Source organism: Pseudophaeobacter sp. 1A16562, assembly GCF_041008785.1.
Classification (GTDB): Bacteria; Pseudomonadota; Alphaproteobacteria; order Rhodobacterales; family Rhodobacteraceae; genus Phycobacter; species Phycobacter gallaeciensis_A.
In genome coordinates this window covers 67464-92108 of record NZ_JAXGFT010000013.1, presented here as the reverse complement: position 1 = coordinate 92108, position 24645 = coordinate 67464, and the positions used below count along the sequence as shown (strand labels likewise).

The 24645-nt window shown below is 60.9% G+C and carries 20 protein-coding genes and 1 riboswitch; of the genes, 10 read left to right on the top strand and 10 right to left on the bottom strand.

From position 1 onward, the window contains the following. Positions 1-70: 70 nt before the first annotated feature. From SM764_RS17395 to SM764_RS17365, 7 genes are all read left to right on the top strand, one after another. Positions 71-1852 carry an acyl-CoA dehydrogenase C-terminal domain-containing protein gene (locus SM764_RS17395; RefSeq protein WP_369002337.1) on the top strand — a complete coding sequence of 594 codons (1782 nt, stop codon included), beginning with the start codon at positions 71-73 and terminating at the stop codon, positions 1850-1852. An 84-nt stretch (positions 1853-1936) separates the two neighbouring features. Beyond that, a complete protein-coding gene (locus tag SM764_RS17390; RefSeq protein ID WP_274827894.1) occupies positions 1937-2149 on the top strand; it encodes a hypothetical protein in 213 nt (70 codons plus the stop codon). Positions 2150-2184: 35 nt separating this feature from the next. Further along, complete coding sequence (locus SM764_RS17385; RefSeq protein ID WP_065273345.1) at positions 2185-3336, top strand: acyl-CoA dehydrogenase family protein; 1152 nt, start codon at positions 2185-2187, stop codon at positions 3334-3336. 30 nt (positions 3337-3366) lie between these two features. Beyond that, a complete protein-coding gene (locus tag SM764_RS17380; RefSeq protein WP_065273344.1) occupies positions 3367-3999 on the top strand; it encodes a glutathione S-transferase family protein in 633 nt (210 codons plus the stop codon). 10 nt (positions 4000-4009) lie between these two features. After that, complete coding sequence (locus tag SM764_RS17375; protein ID WP_369002336.1) at positions 4010-5221, top strand: acetyl-CoA C-acetyltransferase; 1212 nt, start codon at positions 4010-4012, stop codon at positions 5219-5221. Further along, entirely contained in the window at positions 5221-5706 is a 486-nt protein-coding gene (locus SM764_RS17370) for a cupin domain-containing protein (protein WP_369002335.1), read from the top strand. The genes SM764_RS17375 and SM764_RS17370 overlap by 1 nt, the downstream gene beginning before the upstream one ends. Further along, positions 5703-7907, top strand: a complete 2205-nt coding sequence (locus SM764_RS17365) for a 3-hydroxyacyl-CoA dehydrogenase NAD-binding domain-containing protein (protein WP_368946729.1) — start codon at positions 5703-5705, stop codon at positions 7905-7907. The genes SM764_RS17370 and SM764_RS17365 overlap by 4 nt, the downstream gene beginning before the upstream one ends. Before the next feature lie 124 nt (positions 7908-8031). Here the strand turns inward: SM764_RS17365 and SM764_RS17360 are convergent, their stop codons facing one another. The 3 genes from SM764_RS17360 to SM764_RS17350 all read right to left on the bottom strand — a co-directional run bounded on the left by SM764_RS17360 (position 8032) and on the right by SM764_RS17350 (position 10430). Further along, the gene (locus SM764_RS17360) at positions 8032-8694 is read right to left on the bottom strand and encodes a Hint domain-containing protein (RefSeq protein WP_368946730.1); all 663 of its coding nucleotides are present in this window, start codon (positions 8692-8694) and stop codon (positions 8032-8034) included. Positions 8695-8803: 109 nt separating this feature from the next. Next, entirely contained in the window at positions 8804-9454 is a 651-nt protein-coding gene (locus SM764_RS17355; protein WP_274832076.1) for a sulfotransferase family 2 domain-containing protein, read from the bottom strand. A 52-nt stretch (positions 9455-9506) separates the two neighbouring features. After that, complete coding sequence (locus tag SM764_RS17350; protein ID WP_274827886.1) at positions 9507-10430, bottom strand: DMT family transporter; 924 nt, start codon at positions 10428-10430, stop codon at positions 9507-9509. A 77-nt stretch (positions 10431-10507) separates the two neighbouring features. Here SM764_RS17350 and SM764_RS17345 point away from each other — a divergent pair, with 77 nt between their 5' ends. The 3 genes from SM764_RS17345 to SM764_RS17335 all read left to right on the top strand — a co-directional run bounded on the left by SM764_RS17345 (position 10508) and on the right by SM764_RS17335 (position 13573). Next, positions 10508-12136 (top strand): AMP-binding protein, encoded by a 1629-nt coding sequence (locus SM764_RS17345; protein WP_369002376.1) that lies wholly within the window; start codon positions 10508-10510, stop codon positions 12134-12136. Between the two features lie 110 nt (positions 12137-12246). Then, positions 12247-12438 (top strand): YgaP family membrane protein, encoded by a 192-nt coding sequence (locus tag SM764_RS17340; RefSeq protein ID WP_065273337.1) that lies wholly within the window; start codon positions 12247-12249, stop codon positions 12436-12438. A gap of 124 nt (positions 12439-12562) precedes the next feature. After that, complete coding sequence (locus SM764_RS17335) at positions 12563-13573, top strand: hypothetical protein (RefSeq protein ID WP_065273336.1); 1011 nt, start codon at positions 12563-12565, stop codon at positions 13571-13573. A 72-nt stretch (positions 13574-13645) separates the two neighbouring features. Here the strand turns inward: SM764_RS17335 and SM764_RS17330 are convergent, their stop codons facing one another. The 7 genes from SM764_RS17330 to SM764_RS17300 all read right to left on the bottom strand — a co-directional run bounded on the left by SM764_RS17330 (position 13646) and on the right by SM764_RS17300 (position 24492). After that, a complete protein-coding gene (locus SM764_RS17330) occupies positions 13646-15424 on the bottom strand; it encodes a methyl-accepting chemotaxis protein (protein ID WP_369002334.1) in 1779 nt (592 codons plus the stop codon). Between the two features lie 256 nt (positions 15425-15680). Next, entirely contained in the window at positions 15681-16457 is a 777-nt protein-coding gene (locus SM764_RS17325) for a type 2 periplasmic-binding domain-containing protein (protein WP_274827884.1), read from the bottom strand. Positions 16458-16781: 324 nt separating this feature from the next. After that, the gene (gcvP, locus tag SM764_RS17320; protein ID WP_274827883.1) at positions 16782-19631 is read right to left on the bottom strand and encodes an aminomethyl-transferring glycine dehydrogenase; all 2850 of its coding nucleotides are present in this window, start codon (positions 19629-19631) and stop codon (positions 16782-16784) included. 110 nt (positions 19632-19741) lie between these two features. Then, positions 19742-20101: a glycine cleavage system protein GcvH gene (gcvH, locus tag SM764_RS17315; protein WP_065273332.1), complete on the bottom strand. Its 360-nt coding sequence runs from the start codon at positions 20099-20101 to the stop codon at positions 19742-19744. A gap of 40 nt (positions 20102-20141) precedes the next feature. Next, positions 20142-21281: a glycine cleavage system aminomethyltransferase GcvT gene (gene gcvT / locus SM764_RS17310; protein WP_369002333.1), complete on the bottom strand. Its 1140-nt coding sequence runs from the start codon at positions 21279-21281 to the stop codon at positions 20142-20144. Between the two features lie 91 nt (positions 21282-21372). Continuing rightward, positions 21373-21457: riboswitch (glycine riboswitch) on the bottom strand. Between the two features lie 185 nt (positions 21458-21642). Next, positions 21643-23097, bottom strand: coding sequence for a glutamine synthetase family protein (locus SM764_RS17305; protein WP_368946738.1), 1455 nt, complete (start codon positions 23095-23097; stop codon positions 21643-21645). A 78-nt stretch (positions 23098-23175) separates the two neighbouring features. Next, the gene (locus tag SM764_RS17300) at positions 23176-24492 is read right to left on the bottom strand and encodes a Rieske 2Fe-2S domain-containing protein (RefSeq protein WP_369002332.1); all 1317 of its coding nucleotides are present in this window, start codon (positions 24490-24492) and stop codon (positions 23176-23178) included. Positions 24493-24645 lie beyond the last annotated feature (153 nt).

Below are 24645 nucleotides of genomic sequence, written 5' to 3'. Positions count from 1 at the left end.
CCCGCCCCGGCCTTCCGCCCTTCGGGAGGTCACGCCAGACAAACACTGAAGAAATTCAACGAGGACCGCGATGCCCGTTTACAATGCTCCCACCAAGGACACCCAGTTCATCCTGCACGATGTCTTGAAAGTCTCTGAGGCCGCCACGCCGGGATATAGCGAGTTGGAACGCGATTTCACCGGCGCCATTCTGGAAGAGGCCGGCAAGATTAGTTCCGAGGTTCTGCACCCGCTGAACGTGGTTGGCGATACCGAAGGCTGCCGCCTTGAAAACGGGATTGTCTACACCCCAATCGGCTTCAAGGACGCCTTTGAGCAGGTCAAGGAAGGCGGCTGGACCGGCCTTGATATGCCGGAACAATACGGCGGCCAGAACATGCCCTATGTGCTGGGCACCGCAGTGGGTGAGCTGTTCTCCTCGGCCAACCAGGCATTTGTGATGTATCAGGGCCTGACCCATGGCGCCGCCTCGGCGATCCTGGCGCATGGCACCGACGCGCAGAAAGACACCTACCTGCCCAAGATGGTGTCCTGCGAATGGACCGGCACCATGAACCTGACCGAACCGCATTGCGGCACCGATCTGGGCCTGATGCGCACCAAGGCGGAACCGCAGGCAGATGGCACCTACAAAGTGTCGGGCCAGAAGATCTTTATCTCGGCCGGCGATCACGACATGTCCGACAACGTGATCCATCTGGTTCTGGCCAAGATCCCCGGCGGTCCCGACGGCATCAAGGGCGTCAGCCTGTTCATCGTGCCCAAGTTCATCGTCAACGAGGACGGCTCGGTCGGCGAGCGCAATGGCGTCTCGGTGGGCAATATCGAAAAGAAGATGGGCATCCACGGCAACTCGACCTGTGTGATGAACTATGACGAGGCGACCGGCTACCTCCTTGGCACAGAGCACAAGGGCATGCGCGCCATGTTCACCATGATGAACGAAGCCCGTCTGGGTGTCGGCATGCAGGGCGTCGCCCAGGCCGAGGCCGCCTATCAGAACGCTGTTGAATACGCCAAGGACCGCCTGCAGGGCCGCGACGTGACCGGCGTCAAAAACCCCGATGGCCCGGCCGATCCGCTGATCGTGCATCCGGACATCCGCCGCAGCCTGATGGATCAGAAAAGCTTTGTCGAAGGGGGCCGTGCCTTCCTTCTGTGGGGCGCAACCATGATCGACAAGGCGCATCGCGACGGTGACAAGGATTCCGACGGTCTGGTCTCGCTCTTGACCCCGGTGATCAAGGGCTTCCTGACCGACGAAGGCTACGACATGACCGTGAAGGCGCAGCAGGTCTATGGTGGTCACGGCTATATCGAAGAACACGGGATGAGCCAGTACACCCGCGACGCCCGTATCGCGCAGATCTACGAAGGCGCAAACGGCGTTCAGGCGCTCGACCTCGTGGGCCGCAAACTGGCGCAGGACGGCGGCAAGCACGTCATGGCCTTCTTTGAAGTGGTGAAAAACTTTTGCAAGGAAAACGCAGGCATCTCCGAGGATTACGCCAAGGACTTCATTGAACCGCTGAAGGCCGCCTCCAAGGATCTTCAGGCCGCGGGCATGTATTTCATGCAGAACGGCATGAAGAACCCCAACAACGCGCTTTCTGGCTCTTATGACTTCATGCACATGTTCGGTCATGTCTGCCTCGGCCTGATGTGGGCGCAGATGGCAAAGGCCGCGCATGCGGCGCTGGAGGCCGGAACCTCTGACGCGGCGTTCTACGAGACAAAGCTGACCACCGGTCGTTACTACATGGCACGGCGCCTGCCCGCCACGCAGCTGCACCTTGTGCGCATCCAGAGCGGTGCGGATACGGTGATGGCGCTGGACGCGGCAAGCTTCTGATCCTTTGCCGGGGCGTTCCGACCGGGACGCCCTGCTTTACCTTCCTTTCCGGCCCGGTGCCCCAACCAAAAGGACCACCGAACCATGCCAAAACGGTTCCGCCTGACCCGCCGCTTTCCGGTTGCCATGACCGAGGATGGCTATCGCAGGCTGAAACGTTTTGCCCATGAGGCCGGGTTGGACGAAGGCGAGGCGCTGTCATTCCTTTTTGAGAATTTCGACAGCGTCACCGACAGCGAAAACCTGACCCACCGGCTGCGTCTGTTCAATAGCGCGCTGGAGGACAGAAAACGATAGGCACGCCGCAACGACGCGTGCTGAAAGGGAGAGACATGAGCACCGAGACCCGTTCCGCCTGGATGACAGACGAGCATCAGATGCTGGCCGACATGACGGCGCAGTTCATCACCAACGAATGGATGCCAAAATACGAAAAATGGCGCAAACAGGGGATGATGGACCGCGAGACGTGGAACCAAGCCGGTGAATTGGGGCTTCTCTGCCCCTCGATCCCTGAGGAATACGGCGGCGCGGGCGGTGATTTCGGGCACGAGGCCGCAATCCTGATTGAAGGCAGCCGCGCCAATCTGGCGAGCTGGGGCCATGGCATCCATTCCGGTATCGTTGCGCATTACATTCTTCAGTACGGCACCGAGGAGCAGAAAAAACGCTGGCTGCCCAAGATGGTATCGGGTGAGCTGGTTGGCGCACTGGCGATGACCGAACCCTCGACTGGGTCGGACGTGCAGCGGATCAAGACCAAGGCGATCCGCGATGGAAACGCCTACCGTCTATCCGGGCAAAAAACCTTTATTACCAATGGCCAGCACGCCAATCTTATTCTGGTCGCAGCCAAGACGGATCCCTCGCAGGGTTCCAAAGGTGTGTCGCTGGTGGCGCTTGAAACCGACGGCGCAGAGGGCTTCCAGCGTGGGCGCAACCTCGACAAGGTGGGCTTGCATGCTGCCGATACCTCCGAGCTGTTCTTCGACAACGTCGAAATCCCGCCGGAAAACATCCTTGGCCAGGAAGAGGGCAAAGGCTTTTATCAGATGATGCAGCAGCTGCCGCAGGAACGTCTGATCATCGCCTGCGGCGCCGTTGGCGCCATGGAAGGCGCGGTTGAGCGCACCATCGCCTATTGCAAGGAACGCGAAGCCTTTGGCGGCCCGCTGACCCAGTTCCAGAACACCCGTTTCAAACTGGTGGAATGCCTGACCAAAACCAAAGTGGCGCGCGCCTTTCTGGATGAATGCATGGCTGAGCATCTGCAAGGCAAGCTGACCGTGGAAAAGGCGGCGATGGCGAAATACTGGACCACCGACACGCAAGGCGAAGTGCTGGACGAATGCGTCCAGATGCATGGCGGTTATGGCTTCATGCAGGAATATGCCGTCGCGGAAATGTGGGCTGACGCCCGGGTGCAGCGCATCTACGGTGGCACCAATGAAATCATGAAGGAACTGATTTCGCGCAGCCTTTGATCTGCTGAATTCCGTGGGAGGATTTGAAGAATGACCATCAAACTGCACTGTTTCGGAGAAAGCGGTAACGCCTATAAGGCCGCCTTGGCGCTTGAGCTGTCGGGCCTTGAGTGGGAGCCTGTCTTTGTCGATTTCTTTGCCGGGGTGAACCGCACGCCGGAATTCCGGGAAATGAACGTGATGGGCGAAGCACCGGTGCTGGAAGACGGCGACATGCGCCTGACCCAGTCGGGTGCCATCCAGCAGTATATCACTGACAAAACCGGGAAATTCGGCGGCGCGCCGGAAGACAAATACGAGGTGCTGCGCTGGGTTTTGTGGGACAACCACAAACTCTCCAGCCAGGCGGGCATGACCCGGTTCCTGATGAACTTCCTGCCCGAAGACAAACGCCCCGATCAGGTGATCGGCTTCATGCAGGGAAGGCTCAAGGCCGCCTATGCGACGCTGAACGCCCATCTGGACGGACGTGACTGGATCGTTGGCGATGGGATCACCAATGCTGACCTTTCCTGCTGCGGCTACCTTTATTATCCCGAACCCTTCGGCTTTGACCGCGCCGAATGGCCCCATATCGACGCCTGGCTGACCCGTCTCAGCGAAACGCCCGGCTGGAAACACCCCTATGATCTGATGCCCGGCAACCCGTCGGACCGAGCTTGAGGAGATACTTATGACCGAAGCTTATATCTATGATGCGATCCGCACCCCGCGCGGAAAGGGCCGCAAGGACGGCTCCCTGCACGAGGTGACCTCGGTGCGCCTGTCCGCGCTGACCCTGAACGCTCTGAAGGCGCGCAACAATCTGGACGGTCACGCCGTCGAGGACGTGATCTGGGGCAACGTCACCCAGGTCATGGAACAGGGCGGCTGCCTTGCACGCACCGCGGTTCTGGCCTCGGATCTGGACGAAAGCATTCCGGGCCTCGCCATCAACCGTTTCTGTGCCTCGGGCATGGAGGCCGTGAACCTGGCCTCCAACCAGGTGAAGGGCGGCGCAGGCAAGGCCTATATCGCGGGCGGCGTTGAGATGATGGGCCGCGTTGCCATGGGCAGCGATGGCGCGGCCATCGCCGTGGATCCCTCGGTTGCAATGGAAACCTATTTCGTCCCGCAAGGCATCTCGGCCGATATCATCGCCACAGAATACGGCTTTTCGCGTGAGCAGGCCGATGCGCTGGCCGTTGAATCGCAGCGCCGCGCCAAGGAAGCCTGGGACGATGGCCGTTTCGACAAGTCGGTGATCGCCGTCACTGATCAGAACGGTCTGACCATTCTGGACCGCGACGAATACATGCGCCCCCAGACCGACATGCAGAGCCTTGGTGCGTTGAACCCTTCATTCCAGATGATGGGCGAGCAGATGCCGGAGTTCGATGCGGTGGCCAAGCTGAAGTACCCGCACCTGGAGCGGATCAACCACATCCACCACGCGGGCAACTCCTCTGGCATCGTCGATGGCGCTGCCGCCGTTCTGATCGGCAACAAGGAGTTCGGCGAGGAATACGGCCTGAAACCCCGCGCGCGCATCAAGGCGACGACCAAGGTCGGCACCGATCCCACCATCATGCTGACCGGCCCTGTGCCCGCAACGCAGAAGATCCTTGCCGACAATGGCATGGCAATCGGCGACATCGACCTGTTCGAAGTGAACGAAGCCTTCGCCTCGGTCGTGCTGCGCTTCCAGCAGGCGTTTGACGTGGACCCTGCCATCGTGAACCCCAACGGCGGCTCCATCGCCATGGGCCACCCGCTGGGCGCCACCGGCGCGATGATCATCGGCACGCTGCTGGACGAGTTGGAGCGCACCGACAAGGAAGTTGGTCTCGCGACGCTCTGCATCGCATCCGGCATGGGCGCGGCCACGATCATCGAGCGCGTCTGATGCCCAAGCTGAACCTGGCCGATATCCCCTGGCGGACCGGCTCCGCCTACCCCGGTAAGCTGGCAGAGGCGGTCGCGGGCCGCTCCAGCCAGCGCTTGGGCGATGCGGGTGGCCTCACGCAGTTTGGCGTGAACCTCGTTCAGCTGGAACCGGGTGGCCTGTCGTCCTTGCGCCATTACCACATGGAGCAGGACGAATTCCTGATGGTCACCGCCGGGGTCTGCACCCTGATCGATGATCACGGGGAAACCGAGCTGCACCCCGGTGACTGCGCCACTTTTCCTGCAGGAGATGCCAACGGCCATCACCTGAAAAACAACACCGACGCGCCGACCACCTTCCTGGTGGTGGGCACGCGCACCGAAACAGAGACCGCTTATTACAGCGACATAGACATGATGGTGAAGGACGACGCCAATGGCTTCAACTTCACCCGCAAGGACGGCAGCCCGCTGACGGCTGACCAGATCGGAGACGAAACATGACTGAGTTTACGCTTTCCAAGGACGCCGACGGCGTCGCAACCATCACCTGGGATGTGCCGGGCAAGACCATGAACGTGATGTCCTTTGACGGGCTCATGGAACTGGAAGCCGCCATCGACGACGCCCTAGCCGACGACGCGGTCAAAGGCATCGTGATCACCTCGGGCAAGGAAGGCTCCTTTGCCGGCGGCATGGACCTGAACCTGCTGGCGGTGATGAAGGAAGAGGCCGGAGACGATCCCGCGCGCGGCGTCTTTGACGGCATCATGAAAATGCATGCCCTGCTGCGCAAGATCGAGCTGGCAGGCATGGACCCCAAGACCAAGAAGGGCGGCAAGCCGATTGCCACCGCCCTGCCCGGCACCGCTGCGGGCATCGGTATGGAGTTACCGCTGTCCACGCATCGCATCTTTGCCGCGGAAAACCCTAAGGCGAAATATGGTCTTCCGGAAATCCTGATCGGTATCTTCCCCGGCGCCGGCGGTACCACCCGCATGGTACGCAAGGTGGGCGCCATCGCAGCCGCGCCGCTGCTGCTCGAAGGCAAGATGCTGGACGCGAAAAAGGCCAAGAGTGCAGGTTATATCGATGAGATCGCAGCCGATCCCGTCGCCGCCGCGAAAGAATGGGTGCTGAATGCCAAACCCGCCGATCTGGTGAAACCCTGGGACGCCAAGGGCTACAAGATGCCCGGCGGCGCGCCCTATCACCCGGCTGGTTTCATGAACTTCGTTGGCGCTTCGGCGATGATCAACGGCAAGACGCAAGGTGCCTTCCCGGCGGCCAAGGCGCTTCTGTCGGCAGTCTATGAAGGCGCGCTCGTCGATTTCGACACGGCATTGAAGATCGAGGCCCGCTGGTTCACTTCCGTGATCATGAACCCCTCCTCCGGCGCGATGATCCGTTCGCTGTTCCTCAACAAGGAAGCCCTGGAAAAAGGCGCCGTGCGGCCCAAGGACGTGCCTGATCAGCGCGTCAAGAAACTCGGCGTTCTGGGTGCCGGCATGATGGGCGCGGGCATCGCGCTGGTTTCGGCGCAGGCCGGTATGGAAGTGGTTCTGGTGGACCGCGATCAGGCCGCAGCCGACAAGGGCAAGGCCTATACCGAAGCCTATCTCGACAAGGGCATCAAGCGCGGCAAGGTCACTGCCGAGAAGAAAGAGGCGATGCTGGGTCTGATCAACGCAACGCCGGATCTGGACGCGTTGAAGGGCTGCGATCTGATCATCGAAGCGGTCTTCGAAGATCCGGCCGTCAAGGCCGAGATGACCCAGAAGGTCGAGGCGATCATCCCCGAGGACTGCATCTTTGCCTCCAACACCTCGACCCTGCCGATCACCGATCTGGCCAAGGCGTCGAGCCGTCCTGAGCAGTTCATCGGCATCCACTTCTTCTCTCCGGTTGAAAAGATGCTGCTGGTGGAGATCATCAAGGGCAAGGAAACCGGTGACCGTGCCGTGGCCAAGGCGCTCGACTATGTGCGCCAGATCCGCAAGACCCCGATCGTGGTGAACGATGCGCGTTTCTTCTACGCCAACCGCTGCATCATTCCCTATATCAACGAAGGTCTGCGCATGATCACCGAAGGCGTCTCGCCTGTGTTGATCGACAATGCGGCGCGTCAGCTGGGCTTCCCGGTGGGTCCGATCCAGCTCAACGACGAGACCTCGATCGATCTGGGCGCCAAGATCGCCCGCGCAACCAAGGCTGCCATGGGCGATGCCTATCCCGACAGCCCGGCGGATGATCTGATCTTCTGGATGGAAGGTCTGGGTCGTCTGGGCCGCAAATCCAATGCCGGCTTCTTCGACTATGACGAAAAGGGCAAGCGGGTCGAATACTGGAAAGGCATGCAGGAAAAATACCCGCTGGCCGAAGACCAGCCCGATCTGATCGAAGTGCAGGAACGCCTGATGTTTGCGCAGGTGCTGGAAGCCGTGCGCGCGCTGGAAGAAGGCGTTCTGATGGATATCCGCGAAGGCGACGTGGGTGCAATCCTGGCTTGGGGCTTTGCGCCTTGGTCCGGCGGCCCGCTCAGCTGGCTCGACATCATCGGCACGCCCTATGCTGCCGAACGCTGCGATCAGCTGACCGAAGCCTACGGTGAGCGCTTTACCTGCCCGGCGTTGCTGCGGGAGATGGCGGAGAAGGGTCAGACCTTCTATGGCCGGTTCAATCCGGATGCAGCCGCCGCTGCTTAAGATTGGGCACTCAACAAACGAAATGGCCGACCCCAAACCGGGTCGGCCATTTTTCTTTCTCGGCAAGGCTCTGTAGAAAAACAAAGCCCTGACCGGCTCACCCAGTTTTTTATCGGGCGAAACCTCAGATCAGGGACGGAGCTCCCGAAGGGTCAATCGTGGGGCCAGCACCCAAACCCCCAAGTTGCTCTGCTGCAGCCATGGCCAGCACAAGATCGCGCGCCTCGGCTGCCGACAGTACATTGTAGAACTCAGGTGCGGCGGCGCCATTCAGCAGATCGCCTTGCATCGGTGCAAAGCCAAGGAAGCCAGCCTCCAAATAGATCACCTCGTCCCGGGCAAAGCGGGGGATGATCAACTCCATCCGCTCGCCTGGATGCAGGCGGCGGATACCGCGATAGCCGTCCAGCGCACAGGCGGGAACCACGGCAAAGGGATCGCCATGGGCGTCCTCGACCAGATCACTTTCTATCAGAACGCCCTGATCCGGCATCAGATACATCGGCACGCGGTTGTTCAGCGCGTCCTGCGGCACCAGCAGTGGGCAGAACACCGGATCCACGTCGCCTTCACCCACCAGCACCGTTTCGCGCCGCACTTCGACCAGTGGCTGCATGCCATGATCAAAGGTCAAAAGCTGGTCGCCGACAGTCAACGCCTCGACCGGGCGCCAGCCCAGGTTCGACGCCGCATGGGTTCCGGCCAGAAAACCACCCTGCCCAACCGACACCATCGGCGCCGCGCCCTCGGAAAAAGGGTTGCTGCGTTTCTGGAACCAATCAAGCATCTGCGATCCTTTCCGGCCTTTCGGTCCGGGGTGCCTGTCCCCTGCGCCGTTTAGCCTGTTACATCCGTTTCGCGCGGGCGGTTTTGCCCGTCTTAAACAGAGGTAAAGGTTAAACGTTAAAAGAATATTCAAATTGTTCGATTTCTTCAGCGCAGCTTGCCGCCAGTGCGGCGCGACTTTGAGGATCGTAATATTCCCGCCAATCCCGCGCCCGGACCGAGGCATTGGCCCGCTCTAGGTCCAGCCGAAAGCCGAGATGATCAAACAGCGGCTCAGCATCCTTCTCAAAATACTCGATGCGGATATAGGCCTGACACTGTTCGCTCCCGTCCGCATGGCGCATGTAGGAACGCGGCGGATGCGCACGAAACGCCGAAAGCGTATCGGAATGCAGGATAAATTCGCGGAAATCCAAGGCCTTGGATCGCGTGACTGCGGGATGATCGAACGTCTGGTCCCGCAGCCAGTGGTAATAGCTGACCGCCCGATCAAAGGGATTGCGCACCAGAGTAAAGGCAAAAAGCCCCCTCATCTGGTCCTCCGGCAGCAGCCCTTCGATATCTGCGAGGGTGGAATGTTTCCACAACCTACCCCGCGTCTGCACGTCTTTCAGCCGCCGCCGCCGGTTGCGCGCCTTGGGCGTATCCCCCAGCATCATGTCGTCCTTCATCGCCCGCGCCTCCAGCGCCAGCGACAGGGAGGTGCCCCCGGTTTTTGGGATATGGATAAAAACGAAGTTGCGGCCGGGGGACAGGATCATGACGCCAGCCTATGCAGTCCCGCGGGAAAAGAAAACGGCGGACCGCTGCGGTTTACGATCCGCGCAGGGCCAGTGTCGCCCCGGCCAGAACAATCAGGCCGATCCCCGCCATTTGCAGCAGATCCAGCGTCTGACCGAACACAAGCCAGGCAAAGGCGGGTCCGACGATGATCACCGAATATTCGAAGACTGCAACATAAGACGCCTCGCCCTGCTGATAGGCCTTGGTGATCAGGAACACCCCGACGACCGAAGCCATCCCCTGCAGCAGCAGCCAATGCGAAATCTCCCACACTGGCCAGACCCAGCCTCGGGTCACAAACCCATCGGCGCCCTCGGCTACCGGCAACGGCCAGATCGCCAGCCCGCCTAGGGCCACAGCCCCGATCACCGCCTGCGCCAGCAGCATGGCAAACAACATCGACACCGTGCTTTCGCCCCGGCACATCAGCCCGGTCGCCATAGATCCCAGCGCGTAGAACAGCCCGCCACAGACCGGCAGCAGGATCAGCCAGTCGAAATCGGACAGGTCCGGCTGCAACACGCACAGCACACCGACAAACCCCAGCACCACCGCCCCGATGCGGACCGGGCCAATACGGTGCTTCAGGAACAGCACCGAGATCAGCACGATCAGGATCGGCGAGGTGAAGAGCCCGGCCAGCGCCTGCGCCAGCGGCATCAGCGCGACAGCTGAAAAGTAGAACACCATCGACACCGCCACCAGAAAACCCCGCAGCGCCACCGGCCCCAGCCGCTGAGGCCGTAGCCCGCCCAGGCCGGCACGCATCATGACCCAGATCAACGGCAGGGTGATGACCGTACGCAACAAGTAGAACTGCCAGATTCCGATCTGCTCCGCCATGAGCGGCACGGCATTGTCACTGATACCGATGATGGCCATGGCGGCCAGCATCGCCTGCGCGGCTGTGGTCTGACTGCCTGCCACGCCGGGGGGAATGGTCAATTGTTTCATATCTCTTTCAATGAAAGTAACTTTCGGCAATATCTGTCCTCTAAGCGACACGGCGCAGAATCATGGGAGGAAAATTCATGGGCTGGATGCAGGATGAAACGGGACTGGAAAAAAATGCGGCAAACTATGTTCCGCTGACCCCGCTGTCGCACCTGCGCCGGGCCGCGCATGTGTTTTCCGACGTTCCGGCGGTGGTCTATGGCAAGCACCGCAAGACCTATGCCGCCTATTATGATCGCTGCACCCGGCTGGCCTCGGCGCTGGCGGGGATGGGCGTGAAACCAGGCGATGTGGTCGCAACGCTGATCCCCAACCTGCCCGCCCAGGCCGAAGCGCATTTTGGCGTGCCCGCCTGCGGCGCCGTCCTCAACACCATCAACACCCGCCTGGATGTGGACACGGTCGCCTATATCTTTGAGCATGGCGAGGCCAAGGTCGCGCTGGTGGACAGCGAATTCCTGGCCCTCGCCGAAGCGGCCAAGGAGCGGATGGAGGGCGACGGACCGATCCTGATCGAAGTGCCGGACACCGAGGCTGGTTTCACCGCTTCTGGCCGCTATTCCGTTTATGAGGACGTGCTAGGCAATGCAGCGCATGATTTCGACTGGATCATGCCCGAGGACGAATGGGAAAGCCTGGCGCTGAATTATACCTCTGGCACCACGGGACGTCCCAAGGGGGTCGTCTATCATCACCGCGGCGCCTATCTGATGACCATGGGCACGGTGATCTCCTGGCGCATGGTGATGCACCCGGTCTACCTGACCATCGTGCCGCTGTTTCACTGCAACGGCTGGAACCACACCTGGATGATGCCGGTTCTGGGCGGCACGCTGGTCTGCTGCCGTAACATTACCGCCCCCGCCGTTTATGACGCGATCGCGGATGAAGGCGTCACCCATTTCGGCGGCGCGCCCATTGTGCTCAACACCATCGTCAACGCCAAGGAAGAGGACCGCCGTGCCTTTGATCACACGGTCGAGGTCTTTACCGCCGGCGCCCCGCCTGCCCCGGCAACGCTAGAGAAAATCGAAAAGCTCGGCTTTCACGTGACGCAGGTCTATGGCCTCACCGAGACCTATGGCCATGTCACCGAATGCCTGTGGAAAGGCGGCAGCTGGGACACGCTGGACCAACAGGGCCGCGCCGCGATCAAGGCGCGTCAGGGCGTTGCCTTCCCGATGATGGACCATATCACCGTCGTGGATGACGACATGCATCAGATCCCGATGAATGCCAAGGATCAGGGCGAAATCGTCATGCGCGGCAATTCGGTGATGAAGGGGTATCTGAAAAACCCCGAGGCCACCGCCGAGAGCTTCAAAGGTGGCTACTTCCATTCGGGCGATATCGCGATCCAGCACCCCGATGGCTATATCCAGATCGCCGACCGTGCCAAGGACATCATCATTTCGGGCGGCGAGAATATTTCCTCGGTCGAGGTAGAGGGCGTGCTGATGGCCCACCCGGATGTCAATCTGGCTGCCGTTGTGGCCAAGCAGGACGACAAATGGGGAGAGGTTCCCTGCGCCTTTGTCGAGCTGAAAGAAGGCGCATCTGTGGATGAGGCCGGGCTGATCGCCTTCTCCCGCGAGACGCTGGCTGGATTCAAGGCGCCCAAAAAGGTGGTGTTCCAGGAGCTGCCCAAGACATCGACCGGGAAAATCCAGAAATTTGAGCTGCGCAAGATCGCAAACGGCCAATAATATCGGCACCGGCGGGCCTGCCCGTCGGTTGCCTCTTGCATTCACCAAGTCTTATTCTTATTTTTGAATATGAAGGCGCCACAGGGCGCGCGTATCAGAAAGGATAAGACATGACGATCAACAAAGCGGTTATGGCGCTTGCCGGTTTCATGGTATTGCTGTCCGTGGTGCTGACGCAATTCGTGTCGCCCAACTGGGTCTGGCTGACGGTCTTTGTCGGCGCCAACCTGTTTCAATCGGCCTTCACCGGCTTTTGCCCGGCGGCGATGATCTTTGCCCGTATGGGTTTGAAACCCGCGTGAGGCACGGCGGTCGCTAAGGCACCCCACTGAGTTGTGAAATCTGCGGCAAAGCGGTTTGCTGCCTTGCCGTGAGGCATGCTATCCTGCGGCAAACAGAACAACCGCAATGATACGGGCAGGCTGAATGACCGCACTCAGGGACTTCGAACGGCTGGAGGCTGCGGGTTTGTGGCGCGCAGCCCCTGATGCGCAGCGCCGGGATGTGATCATCTCGGTTGGGGATGCGACCCTCACCATTACCGACATGAGCGACCGCCCCCTGGCGCATTGGTCCTTGGCGGCGGTCGAACGTGCCAACCCCGGCGAATTCCCGGCGATCTTTCATCCCGATGGCGATCCCGGTGAAACGCTGGAGATCGCAGAAGATGAAACCACCATGCTCGAGGCGATCGACAAGGTGCGGGCCGCCATTGATAGGCGCCGTCCGCATCCCGGGCGCCTGCGCGCAGCAAGCGTCCTTGCCAGTCTGGTCGTCCTTGCGCTGGTGGTATTTCTATGGCTGCCGAGCGCGCTGCAGAACCACGCCGTCAGCGTTGTGCCCGATATCAAGCGCAAGGCGCTGGGTCAGGCGCTGCTTGGCCGGATTGAGCGGGTTACCGGTCAGGCCTGCAGCACGGCGGACACGGTGCCCATTCTGGAAAAACTCGCGCTGCGCACAGGCGTGCGCCGTCTTGTTGTGTTCCGCTCCGGCCTCGCCACCAGCCTGCACCTGCCGGGTGGTATCGTTCTTTTGAACCGGACGTTTGTCGAGGATCACGAAGACCCTGCCGTGGCAGCAGGAGCCGTTTTGGCCGAACGGGCCCGGGCCGAGGCGCAGGACCCGCTGGCAGAACTGCTGGCATCAGGCGGTGTGCTGGCCTCTTTCCGGCTTCTGACCACGGGACAGCTGAAACGCGAGACACTCGATCACTATGTTGAAACGGTTCTCAGCACACCGCGCCCCGAGGTTGCGGATGAGACGCTGCTGGCCGAATTTGCCCGCACCGCGATCCCGTCCACCCCTTACGCCTATGCGCTGGATATCACCGGAGAGACCACCATCGGGCTGATTGAGGCCGATCCGATGGCAGGCCGGGTTCTGGAACCGGTTCTGAATGACCGCGACTGGGTGCGCCTACAGAACATCTGCAGCTAACCCCAGGAAGGCTCAAAAACGCCCGGGCCAACGGCCCGGGCGCAATGGATTATCCTGAGCGTAAAAAGAGAGTTAGCCCGCCATGAGTTCCTGACCAAAATTATCGTCATAGCCCTGCCCCGCGAGATCCCAATCACCATGGGCACTGGGCGTTGGAGCCGAAGCGAAAGACGAAGACGAGGGTTTGAACTGCGCCACCAGTTGCGCCAGCTCGGTCGCGGCCTGCTGCAACGACTTGCCTTGCTCACTGGATTTCAGAACCATGCTCGCGTTCTGCTGCGTCACCCTGTCCAGCTCGGTCATGCCCGAGTTGATCTCGGATATGGTCGAGGCCTGCTCACCGGATGACTCTGCGATCTGGCTGGCCAGGGTCGACACCGACTGGATCTTGGTGATAATCTCGTCCAGAGATTTACCTGCCTCATCAACCAGTTCCACGCCGATCTTGACCTTTTCCGAGCTGCTCTGGATCAGTTCCCGGATCTCATTGGCCGAATTGGCCGATTTCAGCGCAAGGGAACGCACTTCGGAGGCCACCACGGCAAAACCACGGCCGGCCTCGCCCGCACGCGCCGCCTCAACCCCGGCATTCAGCGCCAGCAGGTTGGTCTGGAACGAGATATCGTCGATCACGCTGTTGATCTCGGAAATCTTGCCCGAGGCCTCATTGATCTCCTGCATGGCCACGACGGTCCGCTTCACGATATCGCCGCTGCGCATCGCCTCGCTGGTGGTTTCGGCAATAGTGCCTTCGACCGCTTTGGTCTGTTCGGTGGCGGATTGAACATTGGACGTGATATTGTCCAGTGCAGCCGCAGTTTCTTCCAGGGTCGCCGCCTGATTTTCGGTGCGGCGGGACAGCTCGTCCGTGCCAACCGCCATCTCGCCGATCTGACCTTCAATATCTCCGACCGTGCTCAGCACCCGCCCGATCACGTCATCCAATGCTTCGGCAGTCTGGTTGAAATCGGAGCGTAGCGCGGCATATTCGGCGCTCATTTCCTTGGTGATCCGGTACCCGAGGTTGCCCTTGGACAGGTTGTTCAGACCGTTCGCCAGCTCCTGAACGACATCCGCCTGCTCCTTCGCGGCAGCGCGGGACTGGCCCTCAAGCTCGGCATTGGCGCGCATCGCCTCGACGAATTCGACAACAGCAGCAGCCAAACGCCCCAACTCGTCGCCTCGCGCCTTTTCTGGAACCGCGCTGTCGGTGTCACCATTGCGCAGCGCATCGATACGATCAACGATCCGGTCCAGTGGACGCGTGACCGAGGCCGCGGAGAAATAGACGATCAGGCCAATTGCAAGACAGATCGCAAGACCGATGACCGCCGACTGCAGATAGAGAGCGGAGACGGTGTCCTGGATCGCGCTGTTGTCAAAACCCATCACCATTTCACCCACAACGGTGCCATCGGTGAGGGAGATCGGAAACTTGACGTAGACCACTTGATTGACCTCGGTGGTCTTCTCATCCTGCGGATCCGCCAGCAGGGTTTCCACCGCCCCGGTAACTTCCGCGCGCCGGTCCTCGCTCACGAACACCTCGGTAAAGGTCTCACCATCGACCACGACCTGCGCGAACAGAGCGTTTTCCATATCCGCCACGCCCTGGATCACCCCCTGCGCCGCATCACTGTTGAAATCCCAGACCGCCGCAGCGACCGGAGGCCCGACAAACCGTTGCGCCAGCCCGACCTCATCCTCGAAGGCGTCAATCAAGGCGCTGCTGTGCTTGGACGCCCAGAAGACGGTGTAAGCAATGTTCGATACAACAATGCAGGCGAGGATGGGCAGCAGCAGTTTCTTCTTGATGGACATGCCCAAGAAACGTGAAAGCTGGCGTTTCATTATGGTGCTCCGGTTTGGTGACAAACGTGTCAGTGATCTTGAGGCCAGGCTGCATGCAGAGCTGCGTACACCCCCGGCAAGCAGGGTTCCGGGTTCAAAAATTCTTTTTGGAGGCGCCACGCATGGCGCCCCGTTTTCCCGAAGGAGAGGTTATGCGCCTGCCACACGCAAAGGGGTCGTTCCCCCCGCGAAGGCAGATCGCACAGGGTGGCAGGCGCGGGCCGGGTTAGACCGACACGCCTGCCACCGCTGCGGATCAGAAGGACATGTAGTTGTCTTCCAGCGCGTCCCGGTATTTGTCGGTCCAGCGGGTGTTGATCTCCTGGATGGTTCCATCTGCTTCCAGCTCACCAAAGCAGCGGTCGAAATCAGCGGCAATCGCCGGATCCCGGAAGCTCATGACATAGGGGCTGGGTTCAAAGATGGCACGGAATTCAAGCGGCTGGCTGGCGTCGACACCGGCGGAAGAACCAGCTTCCTGCAGTTGACGGCTGAACTCGGCGAAGAGCATACCATCGCCCAGAATGCCATCGACCCGCTTGCCATAGAGCAGCTTGCTCTGGGTCTTCTGGTCAGCCATCTCGCGATAGGATTTGAAGCCTGCGGTTGCCCCATCCAGTCCGGGAATGATGTTGCTCGCGCCCTCAAAGGCCACGATGTTCCAGCCATCCAGATCCGACAGCGCATCGGCCTGCTGCTCTGAAGAGGTCAGGAACGAAACACCATTCTGATAGTTGATGTAGGTCTTGGTTTGAGTCCCGGCTGTGGGCATGCCCAGCGGCACGGTGGCCACCGCATCACCAGACCCTTTTTCGAAGGACTGCCAGTGACGGGTAAAAGGCTGCACCTTGAAAACAGCGCTGTGGCCGCAGTGCCCCAGAACCGCCGAGATAATCTCAGCCTCGCGCCCGGTGCCATCCTGATTGATCATCGGAGGCAGATCACCGGCCATGACTGTAATTTCGGCCGCTACCGCGGGATTGGAAAAGACGAGAAGAGACGCAGACACACATGCTGCAATTCCGAACTTCATACTTCGCTCCTGGTATTGAGTACCAAGCCAAAGAAGTCGATTCGTCTTAACGGGTGCTTATCACTCACGCGCCTGTAGGTTGCAAAAAAGGTCATAACTTCGCGAAAAATTGACCTGCACATAAAATGTGCATCAATGTGGAAGCGCCTCGAAAGAGTTACGAAATATTATTTCCAAAACAAGCCACACTTTGAACACTTACGTCTCTCTGGAGGGTCAACGTATTCCCGCGCAAACAGAGATAGTCGGCCGCCGAAGGCAATCCGCCAATAGAAAACGGGCCCCGAATGGGGCCCGCTGTCCTTCTTCAATTGAGACCGCGCCTTACTCTGCCGCTTCGGCGTAGTCCTCCAGCGGCGGGCAGGTGCAGATCAGATGGCGGTCGCCATAGACATTGTCGACCCGGTTGACCGGTGGCCAGTATTTGTCGACGCGGAAAGCGCCCGGCGGGAAGCAGCCCTGTTCGCGGCTGTAGGGACGGTCCCAATCCTTGACCAGATCCTCCATCGTGTGCGGTGCGTGTTTCAGCGGGTTGTTCTCCCCGTCGATACGGCCTTCCTCGATGTCGCGGATCTCTTCGCGGATCGACAGCATGGCCTCACAGAACCGGTCCAGTTCGGCCTTGGTTTCGGATTCCGTCGGCTCCACCATCAGGGTACCTGCCACCGGCCAGCTCATCGTCGGGGCGTGAAAACCGCTGTCCATCAGACGTTTGGCAACATCGTCCACGGTGACATGAGCACTGTCCGCATAGGGGCGAGTATCCAGGATACACTCATGCGCGACGCGGCCCGAGGGACCTTTATACAAGACGTCGTAGGCCCCTTCGAGCCGCTTGGCGATGTAGTTGGCGTTGAGGATCGCCACCCGCGTCGCCTGGGTCAGACCGGCGCCCCCCATCATCAGGCAATAGGCCCAGCTGATGGTTAGGATCGAAGCCGAGCCGAAGGGCGCACCCGACACCGGACCTTCTTCGCCGCCGGTTTCGGGATGGCCCGGCAGGTGCGAGACCAGGTGCGATTTCACACCGATCGGTCCCATGCCGGGGCCGCCGCCGCCATGCGGGATGGCAAAGGTCTTGTGCAGGTTCAGGTGGCTGACATCGCCGCCCAGATCACCGGGACGGGACAGGCCGACCATGGCGTTCATATTGGCGCCGTCGATATAGACCTGACCGCCCAGATCATGGGTGATCTTGCAGACCTCATGCACGGTTTCCTCGAACACGCCGTGGGTCGAGGGATAGGTAATCATGCAGCCCGCAAGGTTGTCGCGGTGCTTTTCCGCCTTGGCCCGGAAATCGTCGAGGTCGATATCGCCATTCTCGGCCGATTTCACCACCACGACCTTCCATCCGACCATCTGCGCCGAGGCCGGGTTGGTGCCATGCGCGGAGACGGGGATCAGGCAGATGTTACGATGCCCTTCGCCACGCGCCCGGTGGTAGGCTGCGATGGTCAGAAGACCGGCGTATTCGCCCTGCGCCCCGGAATTGGGCTGCATCGAAATCGCATCATACCCGGTGATCTGGCACAGTTTGTCGGACAGATCCGTCACCATCTCGCCATAGCCTTCGGTCTGGTCTGCCGGGGCAAAGGGGTGGATATGGGCGAACTCGGGCCAGCTGAGCGGCATCATTTCCGCGGCAGCATTCAGCTTCATGGTGCAGGAGCCCAGCGGGATCATCGCCCGGTCCAGCGCCAGGTCGCGATCCGCAAGACGACGCATGTAGCGCATCATCTCAGTCTCAGCCCGGTTCATGTGGAAGATCGGATGGGTCAGGTAGTCCGAGGTCCGATGCAGGTTCTCTGGCACCCGGTATTCCGGGGTGAAATCGTCATCCTTGCGGACAATCCCGAAGGCGCGCCAGACGGCTTCGATGGTTTCCGGACGGGTGGTTTCATCCAGCGTGATCCCAACCCGGGTTTCACCGACGCGGCGCAGATTGATACCTTCGTCGACCGCGGATTTCAGGACTGCCGCCTGCAACGGGCCCACATCAACGGTGATGGTGTCAAAGAACACCTTGGGATCGACCTTGAAGTTCGCCTCTTCCAGCCCTTTGGCCAGACGTACGGTCTTGCGGTGGATACGCTGTGCAATCGCCTTCAGTCCCTTGGGACCATGGAAAACACCATACATCGAGGCCATCACGGCCAGCAGCGCCTGCGCGGTACAAACGTTCGAGGTCGCCTTTTCGCGGCGGATGTGCTGTTCACGAGTCTGCAGCGACAGGCGGTAAGCCTTGTTGCCATGAGCATCGACCGAGACGCCGACGATCCGGCCCGGCATCGCGCGCTTGTAGGCATCCTTGGTCGCCATATAGGCCGCGTGCGGCCCGCCTGCCCCCATCGGCACGCCAAACCGCTGAGTGGAGCCGACGGCGATATCGGCGCCCATGGCACCGGGCTCTTTCAGCAGCGTCAGCGCCAGCGGGTCGGCAGTGACCACGGCGATTGCCTTGTGCGCGTGCAGCTTTTCGATATGGGGGGTGAAATCGGTGACGTGACCATAGGTGCCGGGATACTGGAAGATGGCGCCAAACACCTGCTCGGGGTCCATCTTCTCCGGATTGCCGACGATCACCTCGATGCCCAGCGGTTCGGCGCGGGTCTTGATCACGGCGATGTTCTGCGGGTGGCAGTCGCGGTCGACGAAAAACGCCTTGGCCTTGGATTTGGCAACCCGCTGCGCCATGGTCATCGCTTCGGCGGCGGCGGTGGCTTCATCCAGAAGCGAGGCATTCGCAATTTCCAGACCGGTCAGATCGGAAATCATCGTCTGGAAATTCAACAGCGCCTCAAGCCGACCCTGCGAGATTTCCGGCTGATAGGGGGTGTAGGCCGTGTACCAGGCCGGGTTTTCCAGAATGTTGCGCTGGATCGCGGGCGGGGTCACCGTGCCATGATAGCCCTGCCCGATCAGCGAGGTCATCACCTTGTTCTTTTGTGCGACTTCGCGCATGTGGAACAGCAGCTCGCGCTCGGACAGCGGGCGCCCAAAATCCAGCGCAGCCTTTTGCCGGATCGACGCCGGAACGGTGTCGTCGATCAGCGCATCCAGACTGTCGGCGCCCACGACGCGCAGCATCTCGTCCATCTCCTCGGGAGACGGGCCGATGTGGCGGCGGTTGGCAAAGTCATACGGCAGGTAGTCCGTCGGTTCAAAAGACATGAGGCACCCCTTCAGGTTCATGTTTCAGGCACAACCCTATCATTCGGGCAGGCCCGTTCGCACAGCGCAGTGGTTCCCCGCCCCCGGATCTGGCGGCGGGGAATGAGAAATCAGCCGATGAACGCCTTGTAACCGGCTTCGTCCATGTAATCGTCCATCGGAGACAGATCGGACGGTTTGATCTTGAAGAACCAGGCTTCGCCTTCGGGGTCTTCGTTGACCTTGCCCGGCTCATCCGCGATGGCTTCGTTGATCTCGACGATCTCGCCGTCCAGCGGCGACAGGATGTCCGAGGCGGCCTTGACGGATTCGATCACCACGATCTCTTCGTCCTTGGTCACTTCGCTGCCGACCTCGGGCAGTTCGACGAACACCACATCGCCCAACTGTTCAGCCGCATGGGCGGTGATGCCCACGGTGATGATCTCGCCTTCGGCCTGCAGCCACTCGTGTTCTTCGGTATATTTCATGTCCACTTTCCCTTTGAACAAACGCGCCTGTTTTTCTGTTTCAGCGCTTGAAGTTGGCCGCCACGAAAGGCAGCGTTGCAACGGTGACGGGGGCGCGTTTACCGCGCAGCTCGCCATAGATACGGGTGCCGGGCGTGGCCATGTGCGCAGGGACATATCCCATCGCCACCGGGCCGCCCTCTGTGGGGCCAAAGCCGCCAGAGGTGATCTTGCCGATGGGCGCGCCACCCTCGGGTTCGGCAAACAGCTCCACACCTTCGCGCATCGGCGCGCGGCCTTCGGGTTTCAGGCCCACACGGCGCATGGCCGGACCCTCTGCCATCTCGGCAAAAACCTTGTCCGCCCCCGGAAAACCACCTTCGCGGTCGCCGCCGGGGCGACGCACCTTCTGGATGGCCCAGGTGAGCGAGGCCGCCGCCGGGCGGGTCTCTGCGTCAATGTCATGGCCGTAAAGGCACAGACCGCCTTCAAGGCGCAGGGAGTCCCGCGCGCCAAGGCCAATCGGCTCTACATCAGCATGCGCCAGCAGGCGGCGGGCAAACGCTTCGGCCTGGTCTGCAGGTACGGAGATCTCATAGCCATCCTCGCCCGTGTAGCCCGAGCGGGAGACCCAGATTTCGACCCCATCTGCATCCAGCGTGGCCACATCCATGAATTTCATGTCCGCGGCGGCAGGCGCAATCGCCGAAAGAACCGCCTCGGCCGCAGGACCCTGCAGCGCCAGCAGCGCGCGGTCAATAATGGGGGTAACAGTCACAGCCGGTTCCAGCGCCGCCTTCATGCGGGCGATATCGGCCTCTTTACAGGCAGCATTCACGACCACGAACAGGTGATCACCGCGATTGGCAAACATCAGATCATCCTCGATGCCGCCCTGATCGTTGGTGAACAGACCATAGCGCTGGCGCCCTTCCTTGAGGCCCAGCACGTCCATCGGTACCAGCGTTTCGAATGCCTCGGCCACCGCCGCATAGCTCGCGCCGGTCAGGATCACCTGCCCCATGTGGCTGACATCAAAAAGGCCCGCCTTGGCGCGGGTGTGCTTGTGCTCGCCCATAATGCCCATGGGATACTGCACCGGCATCAGATACCCGGCAAAAGGCACCATCTTGCCACCCAGCTCTTCATGCAGGGCAAACAAAGGCGTCTTTTTCAAATCAGACGTGGTTTCATCAGACATGCGTGTCCGTCCCGTTGTCACGGCCGGTCCGATCCATCTGTTCGAATGGGTCCGGCATCCAAGTTCTGCGCAGATTTCGCCTGCACACTTCGATGCCCCCTCTGTCCCTTGCGCCTGAGATCGCTATCCCTTCGGCGCCCCGGTACCTACGCCGGGGTCTCTCCAGAGTTTATTGCGTAGGCGGTCCCTTTGGCCTGAGAGTTTCCGGGGCGGTTGCTCCTTCGGCACCGGTTGGAGCGAGGTGATTCCGCTCCGCTGCGGTTCTCCCGTCTGCGCGCCCCGAAGCTAACAGCGTGCCGCCCGCCGTTCAAGACGCAAACGGCAGCAATACTGTCGCTTTCAAGGAAGTTTGATGCCGATTTCAGAACAGGTTGAAATATTCGGCCTGTTCCCATTCGCTGATGGTGTTCAGGTAACGATCCCATTCGAAGCGTTTGAGATGGGACAGATACCCCGTGAAGCCCTCCCCCAGAACGCCACTGAACAGATCGCTCCCTGCCTCGAATGCCGCCAGCGCCGCGCCCAGCGATTTCGGCAATTCCTGCGCCCCCTCACCATAGGGAGAGGTCGTGGGCAACGGCGCCTTGAGCCCCGCCGCGATTCCATCGCCGCCCGCGATCAGCTGCGCGGCAAAGGCGTAATAGGGGTTTGCGGAACTGTCCGGCGCGCGGTTTTCGATCCGGCTCGCGGGATCGCCGGGCGCCATCAGCCCGCGCAGCATGGCGCCGCGGTTGTCGGCGCCCCACTGGATCCGGTTCGGCGCCAGCTGGAACGGCATATAGCGTTTGTAGCTGTTGACCGTCGGTGCGATCATCAGCGACGAAGCCTCCGCATGGGTCAGCAGCCCGGCAATCCAGCCCGACGCCTCGGCGCTGAGACTGCCATCCGCCTGTGGCATGAACAGGTTGCGGCCCGTGGCGATATCCTGCAGCGACTGATGCACGTGCCAGCCGTTGGCCATCGCGTTCTCCAGCCGCGGCTTGGCCATGAAGCTAGCGTGCAATCCTTCGCGGGCACATACCTCCTTGACCATGGTACGGAACATCACCATCGCGTCCGCCTGCGTCACCGGATCGGCAGGGGCAAAGGTCAGCTCGACCTGGCTTGGCCCCATTTCAATCTCGACCGAGCGCACCTTCAGACCCAGCCCCTGCGCGTTGCGGCGGATGAGATCCAGCACGCTTTCCATTTCGCCATAACGGGTTTCGGTCAGATACTGGTACCCCTGCGCCAGATTGCGGGTCTCAACCGGCGCGCCAGGCATGCCCGACTGACCGTGATCGCGGGCATCGCTGGTCCGCTCAAAGACCTGAAATTCCACCTCCAGCCCCAATGTTGCAGCCATGCCCTGCCCGGCCAGCCGATCCACCGCCGTCTGCAGCACGGCTTGCGAGGCAAAGGGAACCGGGCTGCCATCGCGCATCACCGGCGTGCAGAGGATCCAGGCCGAATGCGGCGACCACGGCAGTACGCGGAAAGTCTCCGGACGCGGCACCAGCAGCACATCACTCGCCCCCTGCATCAGGCTGGCAGGACCGTCATCTGCCTCGCTCCAGACGGGAAAGGCGGTGCGATGCGAGGTATCTTTCAACAGCAGGGTCGAAGGCACATTGAGCCCCGCAGAGAACAGGCTGTCAAAGGCGTCGGCCACGATGGTTTTGCCACGCAGGATGCCGTGCTGATCGGCAAACAGAACCCGGACGGTTTCTATACCCTCTGACCTGACCCTTTGCAGCAGATCCGCCGCCTCAGCGCGGCATGCATCGGACAAGAGGCCAAGACGGGCCAGCTTGCCTGTGGAAATATCTTCGGCCATCTCGCCTCTTTCATCGCTATGCATCCGACCCTACCGGGGCCGGTGCTGGCTGTGGTGTTGCGTTGCTTCCGGGACGGTTCAGACGCTCGCATCCCAGGAGCACTGGCCGCGGCGCGCATCGTCTGCCTCTTCCGCCGCCTTTTGCCAATCGCCGTCCTGGGCGATCGAGTCATTGGAAATAGGCCCGAAAATGCTGCCAAGGTCCAGTCCGCCCGCCATCGGCAGATCCGCTTCGCGGCCTTCCTTCACGGCCGCAATCGCCGCCCGCAGCATACGACGGTAGCGGATGATGGCCACATCCGACTTGCCCAGATGCTCCTGCGTGCGGTCCTGAATGGCGCCCATGCTTTCAACTGCCCATTGATCGTGCACGTTGATGTCGAGCCCCATGCCCGTATAGGTCTCGCTTTCCTGCTCGGCCGGGTTATAGCCGTATTCGTTGCGCTTGTTCTTTTTCGGCGCATAGCTGGGCAGCACGTGTTCCTTGAGGCGCTGTTCGCGCATCAGCTCCTTGTTCACCGGTTTGTCGAAGCTGGTGAACATCGAATACCAATAACAATTCTCGTCATCGATCGGCACGTGCCACTGGGTGATGGTCATTTCCCGGCTCATCGGAATGCAGATCGCCTCGGGGAAGATCTGGTTGGTGACCCGCACGTGGCTGCGGCCATCCTCCATGTGGCGCAGGGCGGTGATTTTCAGCCCGTGATCGGCCTCTTCCACCTGAATTTCCGGGCGCGGATAGTCGCGCAGCAGCTTGGTCATCGGAATTTCGGTGTTGCCCGCCTTATCGCGGAACTGCTTGCCATAGCTGTCGGCGGGATCTTCGTCCTGCAGGAACCGGTGCAGGAAAGAGGCATGCGCCGGGTCGATCCCCACTTCCATTGCCTGCAGCCAGTTGCACTCCCACAGGCCCTTGAAGGCAAAAACATGCGTATCGGGTGCGCGGAAACAGTCAAAGTTAGGGAATTCCGGTGGCTCCCCCGGCCCCATATAGGCCCAAACGATACCGTTCTTTTCGACCACCGGGTAAGACGCGGTCTGGATCTTCTCGTGCATCCGGCTGCCTTCCGGCTCACCCGGCTGCTCAACGCATTGCCCCGAACGGTTGAAATGCCAGCCATGGAAGGGGCAGCGCAGACCGTTATCCTCAAGCCGCCCATAGCACATGTCTGCGCCCCGGTGCGGACAGTGCCGCCCGATGAGGCCGAGCTTGCCTTCGGCATCGCGGAACAGCACCAGATCCTCGCCCAGCAGACGCACCGGCACCACCGGGCGCCCCTGCTGCAGTTCATCCGAGAGCGCCGCAGGCTGCCAATAGCGGCGCAGCACCTCTCCGGCATCGCTCCCCTTTCCGACGCGTGTCAGACTGTCGTTGAGTTCCTGGCTGATCATGGCGGGATCCTTATTCCTGTCTGCAATAATTCGAACCGAAGGTAACAGGCTGCAACGAGTGACTTGACGAAGTTCGAAATACGCACCAATATATGTTCATACGCACAATTACTGCGCAGCCTGAGGATCGGTGTCAAGACCTGTTCCCCTTAT